Source organism: Pseudomonas sp. UBA3149 (assembly GCF_002364655.1).
GTDB lineage: Bacteria > Pseudomonadota > Gammaproteobacteria > Pseudomonadales > Pseudomonadaceae > Chryseomonas > Chryseomonas luteola.
Genome location: NZ_DEYV01000012.1, coordinates 146,682 through 162,927, shown reverse-complemented (window position 1 = coordinate 162,927; position 16,246 = coordinate 146,682). Strand labels below are relative to the sequence as shown.

General features: G+C 58.0%; 17 protein-coding genes. 10 read left to right on the top strand and 7 right to left on the bottom strand.

Features of this window, described 5'->3' with window-relative positions; all coding sequences use genetic code 11:
• Positions 1-6 precede the first annotated feature (6 nt).
• Positions 7-1,074 carry an NAD(P)-dependent alcohol dehydrogenase gene (locus B3729_RS10205; RefSeq protein WP_286787796.1) on the bottom strand — a complete coding sequence of 356 codons (1,068 nt, stop codon included), beginning with the start codon at positions 1,072-1,074 and terminating at the stop codon, positions 7-9.
• Between the two features lie 153 nt (positions 1,075-1,227).
• On the opposite strand from B3729_RS10205, the gene B3729_RS10200 reads away from it, so the two are divergent.
• The 7 genes from B3729_RS10200 (at position 1,228) to B3729_RS10170 (ending at position 7,434) form a co-directional block, all read left to right on the top strand.
• Positions 1,228-2,178: a nucleoside hydrolase gene (locus tag B3729_RS10200; RefSeq protein WP_074822066.1), complete on the top strand. Its 951-nt coding sequence runs from the start codon at positions 1,228-1,230 to the stop codon at positions 2,176-2,178.
• Positions 2,179-2,402: 224 nt separating this feature from the next.
• On the top strand, positions 2,403-2,654 hold the full coding sequence (locus B3729_RS10195; protein WP_019366389.1) for a hypothetical protein: 252 nt from the start codon (positions 2,403-2,405) through the stop codon (positions 2,652-2,654).
• Between the two features lie 293 nt (positions 2,655-2,947).
• Positions 2,948-3,967, top strand: a complete 1,020-nt coding sequence (gene pstS / locus B3729_RS10190) for a phosphate ABC transporter substrate-binding protein PstS (RefSeq protein ID WP_150346605.1) — start codon at positions 2,948-2,950, stop codon at positions 3,965-3,967.
• Positions 3,968-4,040: 73 nt separating this feature from the next.
• Entirely contained in the window at positions 4,041-5,021 is a 981-nt protein-coding gene (gene pstC / locus B3729_RS10185; protein ID WP_074822064.1) for a phosphate ABC transporter permease subunit PstC, read from the top strand.
• On the top strand, positions 5,021-5,896 hold the full coding sequence (gene pstA, locus B3729_RS10180; RefSeq protein ID WP_010795787.1) for a phosphate ABC transporter permease PstA: 876 nt from the start codon (positions 5,021-5,023) through the stop codon (positions 5,894-5,896). The genes pstC and pstA overlap by 1 nt, the downstream gene beginning before the upstream one ends.
• Entirely contained in the window at positions 5,893-6,666 is a 774-nt protein-coding gene (gene pstB, locus B3729_RS10175; protein ID WP_010795788.1) for a phosphate ABC transporter ATP-binding protein PstB, read from the top strand. The genes pstA and pstB overlap by 4 nt, the downstream gene beginning before the upstream one ends.
• 141 nt (positions 6,667-6,807) lie before the next feature.
• Entirely contained in the window at positions 6,808-7,434 is a 627-nt protein-coding gene (locus tag B3729_RS10170) for a LysE family translocator (RefSeq protein WP_037030507.1), read from the top strand.
• Positions 7,435-7,471: 37 nt separating this feature from the next.
• Here B3729_RS10170 and B3729_RS10165 read toward each other — a convergent pair whose 3' ends face one another.
• The gene (locus tag B3729_RS10165; RefSeq protein WP_010795790.1) at positions 7,472-8,380 is read right to left on the bottom strand and encodes a M23 family metallopeptidase; all 909 of its coding nucleotides are present in this window, start codon (positions 8,378-8,380) and stop codon (positions 7,472-7,474) included.
• 427 nt (positions 8,381-8,807) lie between these two features.
• Between B3729_RS10165 and B3729_RS10160 the strand changes: the two genes are divergently transcribed.
• A complete protein-coding gene (locus tag B3729_RS10160; RefSeq protein ID WP_074822062.1) occupies positions 8,808-9,398 on the top strand; it encodes a Yip1 family protein in 591 nt (196 codons plus the stop codon).
• A 104-nt stretch (positions 9,399-9,502) separates the two neighbouring features.
• Here B3729_RS10160 and B3729_RS10155 read toward each other — a convergent pair whose 3' ends face one another.
• Complete coding sequence (locus tag B3729_RS10155; RefSeq protein WP_286787795.1) at positions 9,503-10,009, bottom strand: DUF192 domain-containing protein; 507 nt, start codon at positions 10,007-10,009, stop codon at positions 9,503-9,505.
• Between the two features lie 143 nt (positions 10,010-10,152).
• On the opposite strand from B3729_RS10155, the gene B3729_RS10150 reads away from it, so the two are divergent.
• Both B3729_RS10150 and B3729_RS10145 read left to right on the top strand, forming a co-directional pair.
• Positions 10,153-11,853: a histidine kinase famiy protein gene (locus B3729_RS10150; protein WP_286787794.1), complete on the top strand. Its 1,701-nt coding sequence runs from the start codon at positions 10,153-10,155 to the stop codon at positions 11,851-11,853.
• Between the two features lie 26 nt (positions 11,854-11,879).
• A complete protein-coding gene (locus B3729_RS10145; RefSeq protein WP_074822056.1) occupies positions 11,880-12,257 on the top strand; it encodes a response regulator in 378 nt (125 codons plus the stop codon).
• A 106-nt stretch (positions 12,258-12,363) separates the two neighbouring features.
• On the opposite strand, the gene fecE is transcribed toward B3729_RS10145, so the two are convergent.
• From fecE to B3729_RS10125, 4 genes are read right to left on the bottom strand one after another with little or no spacing between them, the layout of a single operon-like run.
• A complete protein-coding gene (gene fecE / locus B3729_RS10140) occupies positions 12,364-13,137 on the bottom strand; it encodes a Fe(3+) dicitrate ABC transporter ATP-binding protein FecE (RefSeq protein ID WP_286787793.1) in 774 nt (257 codons plus the stop codon).
• 4 nt (positions 13,138-13,141) lie between these two features.
• Entirely contained in the window at positions 13,142-14,110 is a 969-nt protein-coding gene (locus B3729_RS10135; RefSeq protein ID WP_286787792.1) for an iron chelate uptake ABC transporter family permease subunit, read from the bottom strand.
• Positions 14,107-15,069, bottom strand: coding sequence for an iron-dicitrate ABC transporter permease FecC (gene fecC / locus B3729_RS10130; protein ID WP_286787910.1), 963 nt, complete (start codon positions 15,067-15,069; stop codon positions 14,107-14,109). Before fecC ends, B3729_RS10135 begins: the two co-directional genes overlap by 4 nt.
• Positions 15,070-15,104: 35 nt before the next feature.
• A complete protein-coding gene (locus B3729_RS10125; protein WP_286787791.1) occupies positions 15,105-16,016 on the bottom strand; it encodes a Fe(3+) dicitrate ABC transporter substrate-binding protein in 912 nt (303 codons plus the stop codon).
• Between the last annotated feature and the right edge of the window lie 230 nt (positions 16,017-16,246).

Genomic DNA, 16,246 nt, shown 5'->3' with positions numbered 1-16,246 from the left:
CAGTGATCAGGCGGCGACAGAAGCGGCCTCTTCCAGCGAGGCCATATCGATCACGAAACGGTACTTCACGTCCCCCTTGAGCATGCGCTCATAGGCTTCGTTGATGTCCTGCATCTTGATCATTTCGATGTCGGAGACGATGTTGTGCTTGGCACAGAAATCCAGCATTTCCTGGGTCTCGGCAATTCCGCCAATCAGCGATCCGGCAATCTGGCGACGCTTGAAGATCAGGTTGAATACCTCGGGAGACGGATGCGGCTCACCGGGCGCGCCCACCAGCGTCATGGTGCCGTCACGCTTGAGCAAGGAAATGAACGCATCCAGGTTGTGCGAGGCGGCCACGCAGTTGAGGATGAAATCAAAGCTGTTCAGGTGTGCATTCATCTCGTCCTGGTTTTTCGACACTACCACTTCGTCAGCACCGAGTCTCAACGCGTCGTCTTTCTTGTCGGGCGAGGTTGTGAACAGTACGACATGGGCCCCCATTGCATGGGCAATCTTGACCGCCATGTGACCCAAGCCGCCCAGACCAACGACACCGACCTTTTTGCCCGGACCGACCTTCCAATGGCTGAGGGGTGAGTAGGTAGTGATACCGGCGCACAGGAGCGGTGCAACGGCAGCCAAGTTTTCCGTGTGGGTGATCTTTAAGACAAACTTTTCGCTGACGACGATATTGTCGGAGTAACCGCCATAGGTATTCTCGCCGCCAAAGACCGGCCCGTTATAGGTACCGACGAAACCGTTCTCGCAATACTGCTCCAGCCCTTCATTGCAGGAAGAGCATTGCTGGCAGCTGTCGACCATGCACCCTACGCCAGCCAGATCGCCTACCTTGAAATGGGTCACATGATCACCAACCGCTACGATACGACCAACGATTTCATGTCCCGGTACTGACGGGTATAGCGTGTTCTTCCATTCATTGCGCGCAGTGTGCAGGTCCGAATGGCAGACGCCGCAGTACAAAATATCGATCTGTACATCGTGTGGGCCTACATCACGCCGGTCGAAGTTGTACGGTACCAGTGGATCCTGAGGGGAATGAGCGGCATAGCCCTGAGACTTGATCATGCTTATCGTCCTCTTGCAGAAGGCCGTAACGGCCAGAAAAAGGCAGGAAACAGTGGACTCGTTTCCACCGGCAAAGTTACCGTGCCCCTATCGGGTCCTGGCGCGCCTTGATGCAAACGCCACCACCCCCTTTAGCAAGAAGGACATGACCGCATGACAACCCCTATCATTTTCGACACCGATCCGGGCATTGATGACGCCCAGGCCATTGCCATCATCATGGCTGATCCGGGCATCGAAGTGGTTGGCCTGACCACCACCTTCGGCAATGTCTCGATCGAGACGGCCACGCGTAATGCCTTATCGCTTGTCGAGCTGGCGGGTCAGGACATTCCCGTGGCCCAGGGCATGGGTACTCCGCTGGAAAAAACGCCTCACCCTGTTCCCGCCCATGTGCATGGCGATGACGGCCTGGGCAATCTGAACCTGCCCGCCCCGACGCGTCAGGCGGTGTCCCAAAGTGCGGCCGAGTTCATTGTCGAGGAAACGCGCAAGCGCCCCGGCGAAATCACCCTGGTGGCTGTCGGCCCGCTGGGTAATCTGGCTAAGGCCCTGGAGCTTGATCCGGACGTTATCCACCGCGTAAAGCAGGTGATCGTCATGGGCGGCTCGATCCGTGAGGGCGGCAACGTTACGCCACTGGCGGAAGCCAACATGTTTTCCGACCCGCATGCAGCCGCCCGCGTCATGACGGCTGGCTGGCCGCTCACGCTGGTAGGCCTGGACGTTACCCACCGCACCTGCCTCGATCCGGTGCGCATGCAGCGCATCACCGAAGCGCACCGCACCCTGGGTCCACTCTTGGCCCATAGTTACGCCTTCTATGCCAAGTTCTACAAATCGGCCCTGGGCATAGACGGCTGTACACCCCATGACAGCTGCGCCGTAGCATTCCTGCGTCATCCGGAGTGGTTCCAGACCGTACGCGGCCACCTGAACGTGATAACCGAGGGGCTTGCCGAAGGCCAGACCGTATTTGCACCCGAAGGCCGCCAGTTCGTAGGAGACCGGTGGAACCAGTCACCTCTTGTCGACGTGTGCATGGGCATCGATGGCGAAGCAGTCGTGCACTGGATGGAAGAGGTCCTGACAGCCAACACCTAAGCCCGGTCATGGCGCTACGGCTCATTTCGTAGCGCCCGCATGATGGGTGGCGCACAGCGATACCCATCGCCTCTACCGCCACAGTTTTTTTCTGCTCAAGCATTGCCGTAGTTCTCAGTTTTCAGGCTCAACCACTGCAGACAGCCGCTTGCGTGGCCCTCGCTGGAACTAACGCAAAGCGGCTGTCTTCCAAGCGACATCATTATGAGAAGGGGGAGTACACCATGCGCCAATGGTTAGCCATCCTGTTTACAGCCTTGGCCCTGGCAGGACTCGGCGGGTGTGATGACCAGCCTGAGGACCACCGCAAGGAGGCTGCTGAACACGCGCAAAAGGCCAAGGAGCATGAAGCCGCCGGTAATCAGCAGGCAGCCGATGCCGAGCGTGCCGCCGCGGCAGAAGCTGATCATGCCGCGCGCCTTGAGGAAGCTGAAAAAGACCCTCAGAAAGAAGGTAATGCCGAATCACCGCGTTAAGCCTTCCAGGCTGACTCACGTAATAACCTGTCTTAAAACCGACCGTGACAGCACCCACACGGTCGGTTTGCACAAATAGACAAAAAATTTCGGATAAACCTTCCATATCCTCCGGAACCCTTTGTTTTCAGGGGGATAACGACAATTTAAAAGCCAAAAAACACGCCTGGATACAATCTCCTGATGGCTCAGTGCCGCTTGTTCATAATTCTGTAACATATTTGTCGCTTTAATTTCACGTACACAAACTAGCTTCTGCCTCACTTAACAGCCAGACATGCCTAGGAGGCATCGTGTACGCCACTCGCACTTTCCGTCTTGCCGCTCTTCTGTCTGCTCTCTGCTTGAGCACGGTCGCTCATGCAACAGACGTTACAGGCGCCGGTTCCAGCTTCGTCTATCCGGTACTGTCGAAGTGGTCTCAGGCTTACAGCCAGAAAACCCAAAACCGTATCAACTACCAGTCCATTGGTTCGGGCGGCGGTATTGCCCAGATCAAGGCGGGCACGGTTGATTTCGGTGCCTCCGATGCCCCGCTGAGCACTGACGATCTGCAAAAGTCAGGTCTGGGCCAGTTCCCCAGCGTGATCGGCGGTATCGTGCCGGTCGTCAACGTGGAAGGCATTGCACCCGGTCAGCTGAAGCTGGACGGCGAAACCCTGGCCAAGATTTTCATGGGCACCGTCAAGACCTGGAACGACCCGGCCATCGCCGCGCTGAACCCGGATCTAAAGCTGCCTTCGGCTAACATTACCGTCGTACACCGCTCCGATGGTTCGGGCACCTCCTACAACTTCACCAACTACCTGGCTAAGGTTAGCCCTGAGTGGAAGGAAAAGGTCAACTTCGGCACCACCATCAACTGGCCGACCGGTGTAGGTGGCAAGGGTAACGAAGGGGTTTCTGCCTACATCAAGCAGATCAAGAACTCCATCGGCTACGTCGAATACGCTTATGCCCTGCAAAACAAGATGTCCCATGCTCAGTTGAAAAACGCGGCGGGCACCTTTGTTGAGCCCAACGCGAAGAGCTTCCAGGCCGCTGCTGATACTGCAGACTGGGGCGCCTCCAAGGACTTCAACCTGCTGATGACCAACGCGCCAGGTGCTGACGCGTGGCCAATCACTGCCACGACGTGGGTGATCATGTACAAGGAGCCGAAGAACGCCGAGCGTAGCAAGGTCGCCTTCGATTTCTTCAAGTGGTCCCTGGAAAACGGCCAGAAGGATGCCGCTGCACTGGACTACGTTCCGCTGCCGGACTCCCTGGTCAAGAAGATCGAGGCGTATTGGGCATCTGACTTCAAGAGCTGATTCCCCACTGCCCCTCCCCGTGCACCCTGCCTCGATCGTCGAGGCGGGGTGCACTGCTGAAGGATCCTGAAAAATGCCCGCTATACCCTATACGACCGCCACCCGGGAACAACGAGAGCAGCGTGCCAGACGCGATACGCGCCATGACCGCTGGTTCCGTATTACCCTGCTGACCGCTGCACTGCTTGTCCTGTTCGTCATGCTTGGCGCAGCGGTATCCACACTCTGGGGTGGTCGCCTGGCCTTTACCACCTTTGGCTGGTCCTTCTTGACCAGCAGCGAGTGGGACGTGGTCAACGGACGCTTCGGCGCCCTAGTGCCTATCTACGGCACACTGGTTACCTCTCTGATTGCGCTGATTCTGGCCGTACCGGTCAGTTTTGGTATCGCGCTGTTTCTGAGCGAGATCGCACCACCGTGGCTGCGTACGCCGGTTGCGTCCGCAGTCGAACTGCTTGCTGGCATCCCCTCGATCATCTACGGGATGTGGGGCCTGTTCGTATTCGGCCCGTTCATGGCGGAGTATCTGGCGCCCTGGATCAATGACTATCTAGGCGCTATCCCGGTTATCGGCGGTCTTTTCCAGGGTCCGGCGCTGGGTATCGGTATGCTGAGCGCCGGCATTATTCTGGCGATCATGATTCTGCCCTTCATCACATCGGTGATGTACGAGGTCTTCCGAACCGTTCCACAACAGCTGAAAGAATCAGCCTATGCATTGGGCTCGACGACATGGGAAGTCTGCTGGGATATCGTTCTCCCCTACACTCGCTCAGCAGTCGTCGGCGGTATCTTCCTGGGCCTGGGACGGGCGCTTGGAGAAACCATGGCCGTGACCTTTGTATTGGGTAACGCCCACCAGCTTTCCCTGTCGCTGATGATGCCCAGCAGCTCCATTGCTTCGGTCATCGCTAACGAGTTCAACGAGGCCTATACTGATTTGCATCGCTCCTCGCTGATCGCCCTGGGCTTCTTGCTATTCGTCGTCACGTTTATCGTGCTTATGCTGGCCCGTCTCATGTTGGCGCGTATGTCGCGTCGGGCAGGTAATTGATGGCCGTCAACGAAAACCTCTATCGCGCCCGCAAGATCAAGAACGCCATCGCCATGACGCTCAGCAGCGCGGCGGCGATCATCGGCCTTGGCTGGCTGGTCTGGATTCTGGCCACTACCCTGATCAAGGGTGGTAGTGCGCTGAGCCTGACGCTCTTTACCGAGATGACGCCGCCGCCCGGCGCCGAAGGGGGCTTGGCCAACGCCTTGTATGGCAGCGTGCTGATCAGCCTGCTTGCCTTGGCAATCGGTGCGCCTATCGGCATTCTGGCCGGCCTATGGCTGGCCGAGTTCGCTCGTACCTCCAGGCTGGGCACGGTGATTCGTTTCGTGAACGATATCCTGTTGTCCGCCCCGTCCATCGTGATCGGTCTGTTCGTCTACACCGCCGTCGTGATCCCGATGAACCAGTTCACCAACGGCTCGATCAGCTTTTCGGGCTTTGCCGGTGGGCTTGCGCTTGCCATGCTGGTGATTCCAGTGGTGACCCGGACCACGGACGAAATGCTTCAGCTGCAGCCTGCGTCCCTGCGTGAGGCGGCCCTGGCGTTGGGTATCCCGCAGTGGAAAGTCACCATTGAAATCCTGCTACGCGCAGCCAAAGCTGGTGTGGTAACAGGCGTTCTACTATCCATGGCGCGTATCACCGGTGAAACAGCGCCGCTGTTGTTTACCGCCTTTGGCAACCAGTTCTGGAACTCCGACCTGCTCAAGCCGATGGCCAGTGTGCCGGTCACCATCTTCCAGTTCGCCATGAGCCCGTTCGAAAGCTGGCAGGCCCTGGCATGGGCAGGTGCGCTGTTGCTGACTATCTTTGTCCTGGTCCTGAGCCTTCTATCCCGTTTCGTTTTCTCCCGTAATAAAGGTGCCCAATGAGCAATCTTCAGACGCATATGCCAGAAATCTGCGCGCGCAACGTTGGGTTCCAGTACAAGAACCATATCGCGCTGAAATCCATTAACCTGGATATCCCGGCCAACAAGATCACCGCGATCATTGGCCCATCCGGCTGCGGCAAGTCCACGCTTCTGCGTATCTTCAACCGCATCTATGCCGAATACCCCAATCAGAAGGCTACCGGCGAGATCTTGCTTGATGGCGAGAACATCCTCGATCCCAAGTATTCGCTGAGCCGCCTGCGCAGCACCGTGGGCATGGTATTCCAAAAGCCGGTGCCCTTCCCGATGTCGATCTTCGACAACGTGGCCTATGGCATTCGCCATCACGAGAAACTGTCCCGCGTCGAAATGAACGATCGCGTGGAACAGGCCCTTCGCGGCGCGGCATTGTGGGATGAGGTGAAGGACAAGCTCCAGCAGAGCGCCTTGGGTCTTTCCGGTGGTCAGCAGCAGCGCCTGTGTATCGCCCGGACCATTGCCCTGCGTCCCCGCGTACTGCTACTGGACGAACCCACGTCAGCGCTCGACCCGATCTCCACCATGAAGATTGAACAGCTGATCACGGACCTGAAAGAGCAATTCACTGTTGTGATCGTGACCCACAACATGCAACAGGCCGCCCGCTGCTCGGATATCACTGCGTTCATGTACCTGGGTGAATTGATCGAAGTGGGGTCGACAGACCTGATCTTTACCAAGCCTAAGCAAAAGCAGACCGAAGACTACATCACCGGACGGTTCGGTTGATGTAGCGCAACAGCACGCCACGCCTCGCTTATGGGTGTCTCTCAAGGACCTTGAGCGAGGCGTGGTACTTCTACCCCCTTTACGTTGTACCGCCCTCCCTGCACTATCTCTTGCTCCCCATTACGAGAAGAGATGGTTCACATGCTCTCACCTGAGCAATTCTTAAGCTTTCTGGCCTTAGCCCTTCTGATCACCGCCTCGCCCGGTCCAGACAATTTGATGGTTCTAGGTATTGGCGTCTCCAAAGGGCGCCTGCGCGGCATGGTATTTGGCTTTGGCTGCGCACTCGGCTGTCTGGCGCACACCGCCTTGGCCGCTCTAGGCGTCAGTGCACTGATTGCCGCCTCGGCCACGGCCTTCACTGCCCTCAAGATTGCCGGCGGGCTCTACCTGATATGGCTTGGTATCCAGGCGCTGCGTAGTACCGGGCAGACGCGTATCAATAATGATGTTCAGATTGATGAGTCGCTGAGCAAGCTGTTCTTCAAAGGTCTGTTCGCCAATGCGATCAATCCAAAAGTCGTGCTGTTCTTCCTGTCCTTTTTGCCGCAGTTCGTGATTGCCGAACAGGGTCATGCCAGTCTGCAAATCCTGCAGTTGGGCGTACTGTTCACACTTCAGGCGGCGGTGCTGTTTGGTCTGTTGGGGTACTTCTCGGGCGCAGCCGGGCAATGGCTGCAGCGAAAGCCCCGTATTGGGCTATGGCTCGATCGAGTCGCAGGCGGCATTTTCGTCGCGCTGGGCGTGCGTCTGATCGTTTCACGCTGATAGGCAGGCGGGGCAAGCGGGCCCCGCCATGCGATGTTTACTGCCCGCCCAGCGCGAAGTTGGGCAACTCGCCTACAGGTCTGGCGAAGCGGAAAGGAATGGACACCAGCGCATCCCCCTCGCCCTGCTGAACCACGAAATGCAGGTGCGGCCCGGTACTGCGTCCGGTATTGCCCGACTGCGCCAGGGGTGTGCCTGTCGTAACCTTCTGCCCTTCCCTTACGACAACCGAGCCACGCTTGAGATGCAGATAGGCACTCTGCGTACCATCATCATGCTGGATACGAACAAAGTTGCCTGACGGACTCGGTCCATGCCCGAACTGGCGATTCTGGATCTCGATGACAGTACCGCTACGCGCCGCTACGACGGGCGTGCCTTCAGGCATGGCGACATCTACGGCATAACGGCCTTTGGGCGTATGGTGGCTGAAGTCACCGTTCGCGCCCTGGCTGATGAAGAACGGACCGCCCTGCCAGGGCAAGGAATAGGCGTAGCCAGCCGTAATACTGGCCAAACTGTTAGGGTTGCCCAGCCCGCCGCCACTGCCTGGTGCGAAATGAGGAGAAAAGCTGAACGCCTGGTCATAGTGCATCGGGAAGCCCTGCTGACGTTTCTGTAGCGTGGCCACACGAAGCTGACTATTGGCTGGGACCGTCTGGCGAATCACGCCATTACCAACCCCGCCTACATTGACAGTACGGCTCAAGCGCACCGTCACCGTTACGGGTACGTCCATATCATTGCGGACTTCCAGCGCTTTGCCTGCTTTGGTGTTCAATGTCAGGAGACGAACACCGCCCTTACGCTTGGCACGTGGCTTTTCCGTGAGGCTCGTTTGATCAGCCTTGCTGATCAGGGAGGTTTCCTTGCTTTGCTCTGCCATGGCCCACGTGGGCGAGGCCAGCAGCCATGAAGTCAATAAAGCTGAACACAAATAGCGCATGCTGTGATCCGTCACTCGGTAAGGTCTGTGCCCACGCTTGATTGGGCGGGCGAAGGGTCGCCGATTGCATGGCGGGATCGGCCTATGATCCAGAGCGAGGAGGTTGAGTTCCAGCGCACACTTTCAAAGTGAGAGGCAAATCAAACTTCCTGATAGCGACCTGACATCAGGCCTTACCATCTATCGGCTCTATGGTGCCCAGCCCAGCTCAGGTAGACCATTCATCGGTCAGTAAGCAGGTAGCCGATCTCTTCATTTCGGATTGATCTTTAGGGTTTGTTACTTATGACCAAATGCTCATAGCAATGACCTGACCAAGCATTTTGACTTTCTATACTGAATACAGGCCGCACCTCTTGCAGCGGCCTGCTGCGGAGGACCTACAACGTTTCGCCGATTGCGTCCTTCGGCGAAAGTGAGGTGTGTCATGATCAATCACGTTTGGGGCCTTCTGGCCCATCCTGATCGTGAATGGAAGCAGATCGATAACGAGAGGGAGTCGGTTTCCCATGCGTATGCGCATCACATCCTCTGGTTGGCTGCGATTCCAGCAGTCTGCGCCTTTATTGGCACGACCCAACTGGGTTGGAGCTTTGGCGGTAATCATCTTCTTCGCCTGTCACCCTGGACAGCCTTCACGATAGGGGTAATGTCCTATGCCTTGATGCTGGGTGCCGTTTACGTGATGGGCAGTGTGATTCACTGGCTGGCACGGCGCTATCCTGACCGGCCCAGCAAGGAACGCTGCGTAGTCTTTGCAGGTTACATCGCCACACCTATGTTTTTAAGCGGCCTTGTTGCGCTTTACCCGCTGGTCTGGCTGTGTGCGTTGGCCGGGATTGTCGGGCTCTGCTACACCGCCTACCTGCTCTATGTAGGTATCCCGAACTTTCTGAATATCGATCGCCGTGAAGGCTTCATCATGTCAGGCTCGACACTGGCCATTGGCGTGCTCGTGCTTGAACTGCTGATGGCGATGACCGTATTGCTTTGGGGTTACGGCCTACAGTTCGGCTGATACAGTGACGCCGCTCCTGCGGTCGGAGCGGCGTGCTCCACGCCCAGCATGAGGGACCGCCAACGCGTTGCAGGAACCTTTAGGCGTCTGACGCTAGCCAGACGCTATAAACCCTGTACCTGATCACCTGTCTTGACGCCCTGTCGCCTGAACCACCCCTTGTTCATTTCCAGCGCCTGCGTGACCTCGGACGGCGCACAGTGCAAGTCCTCGCTTAACGGCTCCATATCCTGAATATCGACGATACGGCCTCGCGCATCGAGAAAGGCAATCGAGAGCGGCAGTATCGTATCGTGCATCCAGAAGCACACTTTCTTGGGTTCATCGAACACAAACAGCATGCCATGCATTTCTGGCAACTGATGCCGATGCATGAGCCCCTGCTCACGCTTACTAGCGGTATCGGCAACCTCGACCGTGACCGTATGAATGCCCACCTGCACCGATTTACGCTCGAACGCCTGAGCATATTCAACCGAGGCGATGAGGACTCCCAGAATAACCGACAGGTCTCGCCGCCGCAGCGCTGAAGCCCGGCGCGTCCAAAAGCACAGCGATAAATACGGCATGATTCCAGAAGCCCTGATGTGATCAACGGAAGGGTAAGGCATGAAACCCAATCGAGCCGCTTAAAGTCCATTTAAGAGTAGCTAAGGCATCGACGTCAGGACAGCGACAGACCCTATCATGACAATAGCCAGGAATGCCGTTCTGCCTTTCTCCGACGGGTTTGTATTTCATATGGGAAGCGAGCATGGTCCTGGGCAAAAGCGATTTCGAACGTGAACAGGCGATTAAGGTTGAAGGCGACGGCCAAAGCGCAGGCGTACCGGCGTCCGGCGAACTGGAAGGCAATGCCTATAACCCCTTGGGCAATTCCGGCGAAAACCATTGGCAGGCAGGTTACGTTACTCACACAGGCCTTGATGAACGTAACAATATCTTTTTTGCCGCGGTGCAGATGACCCGCATGCCGATGGTCGTCTGCGATCCCAATCAGCCTGATACGCCCATCGTATTCGCCAACAAGGCGTTTATGGACCTGACGCAATATACTGAAAAAGACATCCTGGGTCGCAATTGTCGCCTCCTTCAAGGCGAGCAGACCGACCAGACTACGGTTGCCGAAATCCGCACTGCCTTGAGTGAACATCGCGCAGTGGCTGTAGACATTCTCAACTACAAAGCTGACGGAACGCCTTTCTGGAATGCGCTGTTCATGGGGCCGGTGTCGGATCAGAACGGCAAGTTGCTCTACTGGTTTGCCTCGCAGATGGATATCACCCAGCGGCGGCTCACCGAAAACTCGTTTCGGCAGGCACAGAAGATGGAGGCTATCGGGCAACTCACCGCGGGGCTGGCCCATGACTTCAATAATCTTCTACAAGTCATTACGGGCAACCTCGAACTGGCGGGTCAGTACGCACATACTCATCCGATCCTCTCTCAGGCCATTGAGAACGCACAACAAGCGGCCGAACGGGGCGGCAAGCTGACGCAACAGCTGCTGGCCTTTGCTCGCAAACAACGGCTCGAACCCAAACGCCTTAACCTGAACGCCCTGATCGTCGACTTCAGCGAAATGCTGGTGCGGGCGTTGGGCGAGCGAATCGATCTGCGCCTGGACCTCAAACCAGGCCTGCCTTATTGCACGATCGACCCAACGCATATGGAGATGGCCCTACTCAATGTGCTCATCAACGCACGCGACGCCATGCCCAAGGGCGGCAAGGTGACGATTGGAACAGCCACGATAACCAACCGTGAGCGCATTGATGTGCACCACCTGCCTCCGGGTGGGTATGTGGTGATTTGTGTCATCGATGAAGGCGAAGGCATGTCCCCCGAAGTGATTCGCCGTGCCACAGAGCCTTTCTTTACGACCAAGGCGCCAGGCACCGGATTGGGGCTGGCCATGGTTCACGGTTTCGTTCAGCAATCCAATGGACGCCTGGAAATCGAAAGCGAACAGGGCAAGGGGACGGCCGTACGCATGATTTTCCCGATTACGCAGGAGCAGGCTTTTTCTTCGCACCAGCAGCCGTTTCGCGCCTCAACACAGCCTTCAGAGTCGGGCACCATTCTGCTTGTAGAGGACAGTGAAGATGTACGTCGGGTAACTGAGGATTACTTGAGTTCGCTGGGTTATACGGTGCTCTCGGCCCAGAGCGGCGAGGAAGCACTTCAGCTGCTCGACCGCCATGGAAAGGTCGATCTATTATTTACGGATGTGATCATGCCGGGAGGCATGAATGGCCTGGTACTTGTAGAACGTGTCAGGCAGCGGCTGCCTAACCTCCCTGTCCTGCTTGCCACGGGATACATGGATGAGCTGGCCAACCAGAACGTTAGAGACGCTTCGATGAACGTTCTGAGTAAACCCTATCGCCGTAACGAGCTGGTGGACCATATCCATGCGGTGTTCAAGCGTGACAAGCCTTCTTCCACGCCTTGATGCCTTGTGTTCAGTCTGAGGAATACATGCAACACATTCTGGTAGTAGATGACGACACGCAAATCGCCATGTTGTTTGAAGGATTTCTGGAGGCCAGCGGTTATCGCGTAACCGTCGCGAACAATGCCCTGGCAGCGCTTGAAGCCGATGCCCGAGACGCCGCTGATGCGGTGGTCACAGACCTGTCCATGCCCGGCATGAATGGTCGGGAGCTGATCGATCAGTTGCGGGCGCGGCGGCCACACCTGCCCGCTATGATCGTGTCAGGCTATCCCTGCAACAATGATCTGGATAGGGCCAACCGGATCGTAGTACTTATGAAGCCGGTCAGGCTGATGCAGCTTGCCGAACGGCTCAGGGATATTCTGGCCGATGCGCAGACGGCTCATAACCTGACCGCTTAGAGTACAGACCGGAATCACCACCTGATGGGCGCTGTCCAGACGATCTCGTCTAGGCGACCCCGTCTAGGCGACCCCATCTAGGCGACCCCATCTGCCGATACCCTGTTTAGGCTACACCTTCGATGACGCACATCGGGGTGCCGGCGCAGGGCTCTTTCATGACCTGTACCCGGACGCCAAACACCTCTTTCACCAAAGCAGGGTTGATAACCTCGTGAGGTGAGCCGAGCGCTTGCAGGGCACCCTGTTTCATCACAGCCAAGTGATCAGCATAGCGACAGGCCTGATTCAGGTCGTGCAGTACGGTAATTACGGTCTTGCCCTCTTCTGCAAGCGACTGCATCAATTCGAGCAGCTCGACCTGATGGCAGATATCCAGATAGGTTGTGGGTTCGTCCAGCAGAACCACGGATGCATCCTGCGCCAGTACCATGGCCAGCCAGGCGCGCTGACGTTGGCCACCGGAAAGGTCCGCCAGCGGCCGACCACGCAGCTCGCCAAGCCCCATGCGTTCAAGCGCTGCTTCCACATGGGGTTTGTCCATCTGGCGCAGACGTCCCCAAAGGCCGTTATGCGGGCTACGCCCGTAGCCCACCAGCTGTTCGACCGTCACCCCCTCCGGCACAGGCAACACTTGCGGCAGAAAGGCAACCTGCCGAGCGATCTCCTTCGCAGACAGAGAGGCATATGCCCTACCGCCCAACCTTATTTCGCCCTGCGTGGGTGTCAGCACTCGGGCAAAGGCCTTGAGCAAGGTCGACTTGCCGCAGCCGTTGGGGCCGATCAAGGCTGTCACCTGGCCGGCAGGTGCCTTGAAATGAAGCGTGTCGACAATGGCCTTGCTGCCATATCCCAGTGTCAATGCGACTGCTTCGAGCATGGAGTCACCCCTTGAGCCGCGTGAGCAGCCATAGAAAATACGGCGCGCCAATGATGGCCGTGAGAATACCGGCTGGAATCTCAACCGGTGGGATCAGTCCTCGCCCCAAGGTATCGGCCAGTACCAGCAGAATGGCGCCTACAATGGCGCTTGCTGGCAGTAGCCACTGATGACGGCCACCGATCAGGCGGCGCGCAAGATGCGGTGCGACCAGACCGATAAAGCTGACCGGCCCGATGATCGCCACGCCCAGACTCGTCAGGATCACGGCCAGTACCAGCACGGCGAGTCGTGCTGGGCCCAGGCGAACCCCCAGCCCCGAAGCGGCTTCATCGCCCAACCCAATCAGATTGAGAGGCTTAGCCAGCATAAGCGCCAAGGGCAGCCCTGCCAGCAGCGGTACGGCCAGTCCAACATGGTGCCAGGTGCGGCTCCACAGGCTACCGGTCAGGGCCAGCAGGGCGGTATTGATGTTAAGAGGGTGAGACAGGATTAGAAACTCGATTACGCTGCCAAGGGTGAGTGAAATCGCCACACCCGATAACGCAAAACGCACCCCGGAAAAGGATCGCCCGGCACTGTAGAGTGCCAGAGCACCTGCGCCAAACGCACCCCCCAGGCAGGCTACCCCGGGTAGCCAGACAAGCGAAAGCGCAGGCAAATAGATCAGCGCGATGGTTAATGCCAGCCCCGCACCCTGGGTTACCCCCAGAATCTCGGGTGAAGCGAGCGGGTTGCGGATCACGCCCTGCACCAACGCGCCTGCCAGGGCAAAGCTTCCTCCGGCCAGCACAGCGATCAATGTTCGCGGCAGACGATGCCGCCAGACAAGAAAGTCCTGCGCGTCATGCGCGATAACGTGCTGGATCGCCTCGACAGGGCTCAACCATTGCGTGCCGATGCATAGACTCGCCAGGCAGACGACGAGCAATACGGCAATAAGCGCGATCAGGCTAGCGGCAGGACGGCTCATCGGGAGCGCCTCGCCAGCCATAGGAAAAACGGCGCCCCCACCAGAGCCGTCACTACACCAGCCGGCGTTTCAGCCGGAAACGCCACTGCGCGAGCCAGGATATCGGAGGCCAGAACGATGACCGCGCCAAGAGCGGCACTGGCGGGCACCAACACACGGTAATCGTGCCCCAGCCAGTAGCGGGCCATGTTGGGCGCGACCAGACCGACAAAGCCGATCGGCCCGATAGCACAGACGCTCGCGCCTACCAGCAACAGGCTGACCGCAAAGACCAGCAGCCGCAGCCCGGCAAGCCGAACACCCAGCGAGCGGGCCGCGTCATCACCCAGGTTGATGAGATTGAGCCGGGGCGCGCAGGCCAGCGCCAGGACGCTGCCGACCAGCACGGCAGGCCACAGCAGTCCAACCTGGCTGTAAGTGACGTTGGCAAAGGAGCCTGCCAGCCAGTTCAGGACATTCTGCGCCTGATCTTCGACCAGAATGATGGTCAGCCGTGTCAATGCCGCACACAGCGCCGCGACAATCACACCGGCCAGTACCAGACGGCCCTGGGTATCCCCCACCGACCACGCCTTGCCCAGGCTGAACACGATCCCCCAGGCAAACGCACCGCCTAGCAGGGTCATGATCATGGCACCGCCCGGCAATGGCAGCGCCACCAATCCGGTTGAAAAGAGCGCCAGCCCCAGCGCCGCTCCCGCCGTGACACCAAACAGAGAAGGCGATGCCAGCTCATTGCGGGTAATACCCTGCATGAGTGCGCCCGCCATGGCCAATGCAGCCCCTACCAGGGCAGCCGCCATTGCTCGGGGCACACGCAGCTGCGCAACAACAAAGGCAATCTGCGTACCGCCCTGGCCGCCGGAAAACAGCCCGTGGAAGGCATCCTGCCGGGTAATGACGAAGGGCGAGTAGACCGATAACGACAACCAGAACAGCCCAAGGCCTACCGCACTCATCGCCCCGAAAGCAAAGCACAGCGCCAGGGTACGGCTCACTCCTGGTCCTTGCCGGTCAGGATCTTCAGCGCATCCTCGGCAATCTGCTCGGACGCCATGATGCCGCGGTTGCGTGCCCAGACGTTACCGTCCACATCGGCCACATGCCCGGCCTGTACCGCACCGAGGGCCTGCCACAGCGGCTGTTTGCTCCAGGCATCCACCAGACTCGGGTGGCGATAATGCCCGACCAGCAGCCAGCCGGGGTTTAGCGCCAGGAGCTGTTCGAGGCTCACGAACTCGGTCGGTGCTGCGCCAGCACGCACGCTTGGTACCGTCAGGCCAATGGTCTTAAGCACGCTGCCAGCATATGAGTCAGGACCGTGTACGGAAAAGCTGTCTTCCCGGGCCACACCAAACAGAACCTGGGTGTTGGCAGGAATATTCGCCGCAATGTCCTTGAGGTGCTGGCGATTGGCCGAGATACGATCCTGCATGTCCACGGAACGGTCCAGCGCCTTGCCGATCAATTCGGCTGAGGTAAGGCTGCTTTCGTAATTCTCTCCGCGAGACGGCAGCAGCAGCGTAGGGGCAATGCTGGAGAGTTCGTCATAGAGACCGGCATGACGGCTCTCGTCTGCAATGATGAGGTCCGGCTTCAGCCGGGCAATGACCTCGATATTGGGTTGCGAGCGCAAACCGACAGACGTCCACTCACCAATGGCTTCCCGAGCGCGAGGCAGGACGCGGCTGGCATCACCGTCATCGGCAACACCCACCGGCGAGACATGAATCGAAGCCAGCGCATCGACAAAGGAAAACTCCAGCGCTACGACACGCTTGGGTGCTTCTGGCAAGGTAAGGGTGTGCTCGCCATCATTGAGCGTGATCGGATTGGCTTGGGCCGCCTGGGCGAAAACAACCGCCAGGGAAAACAGACAGAGAGACAGAAATAAGCGCTTGAACATGAGTGACCTGATAGCCCACGGGGCCATTAACGGTAAGGCGAAAAAAGCGGGCACTATTCCACATTGGCTCCGCGGGATCAAAACTCTTCACCGTAGCAAGTAAGAGTCATTACCATTTTCCGACCTTGCGGTGACGAATGAAATCCTCGCCGTCTTATGCTGCGTACTTTGCATACAGGCTTTGAACTTGCGCGTTGTTTCAAGCCTCCTTGTTTACAGGTACATATTCA

Bases quoted from the DNA above. Each gene is read 5' to 3' on its own strand.
- B3729_RS10205 (WP_286787796.1), bottom strand. From the start codon at position 1,074: ATGATCAAGTCTCAGGGCTATGCCGCTCATTCCCCTCAGGATCCACTG.
- B3729_RS10200 (WP_074822066.1), top strand. From the start codon at position 1,228: ATGACAACCCCTATCATTTTCGACACCGATCCGGGCATTGATGACGCC.
- B3729_RS10195 (WP_019366389.1), top strand. From the start codon at position 2,403: ATGCGCCAATGGTTAGCCATCCTGTTTACAGCCTTGGCCCTGGCAGGA.
- pstC (WP_074822064.1), top strand. From the start codon at position 4,041: ATGCCCGCTATACCCTATACGACCGCCACCCGGGAACAACGAGAGCAG.
- pstA (WP_010795787.1), top strand. From the start codon at position 5,021: ATGGCCGTCAACGAAAACCTCTATCGCGCCCGCAAGATCAAGAACGCC.
- pstB (WP_010795788.1), top strand. From the start codon at position 5,893: ATGAGCAATCTTCAGACGCATATGCCAGAAATCTGCGCGCGCAACGTT.
- B3729_RS10170 (WP_037030507.1), top strand. From the start codon at position 6,808: ATGCTCTCACCTGAGCAATTCTTAAGCTTTCTGGCCTTAGCCCTTCTG.
- B3729_RS10165 (WP_010795790.1), bottom strand. From the start codon at position 8,380: ATGCGCTATTTGTGTTCAGCTTTATTGACTTCATGGCTGCTGGCCTCG.
- B3729_RS10160 (WP_074822062.1), top strand. From the start codon at position 8,808: ATGATCAATCACGTTTGGGGCCTTCTGGCCCATCCTGATCGTGAATGG.
- B3729_RS10155 (WP_286787795.1), bottom strand. From the start codon at position 10,009: ATGCCTTACCCTTCCGTTGATCACATCAGGGCTTCTGGAATCATGCCG.
- B3729_RS10150 (WP_286787794.1), top strand. From the start codon at position 10,153: ATGGTCCTGGGCAAAAGCGATTTCGAACGTGAACAGGCGATTAAGGTT.
- B3729_RS10145 (WP_074822056.1), top strand. From the start codon at position 11,880: ATGCAACACATTCTGGTAGTAGATGACGACACGCAAATCGCCATGTTG.
- fecE (WP_286787793.1), bottom strand. From the start codon at position 13,137: ATGCTCGAAGCAGTCGCATTGACACTGGGATATGGCAGCAAGGCCATT.
- B3729_RS10135 (WP_286787792.1), bottom strand. From the start codon at position 14,110: ATGAGCCGTCCTGCCGCTAGCCTGATCGCGCTTATTGCCGTATTGCTC.
- fecC (WP_286787910.1), bottom strand. From the start codon at position 15,069: ATGAGTGCGGTAGGCCTTGGGCTGTTCTGGTTGTCGTTATCGGTCTAC.
- B3729_RS10125 (WP_286787791.1), bottom strand. From the start codon at position 16,016: ATGTTCAAGCGCTTATTTCTGTCTCTCTGTCTGTTTTCCCTGGCGGTT.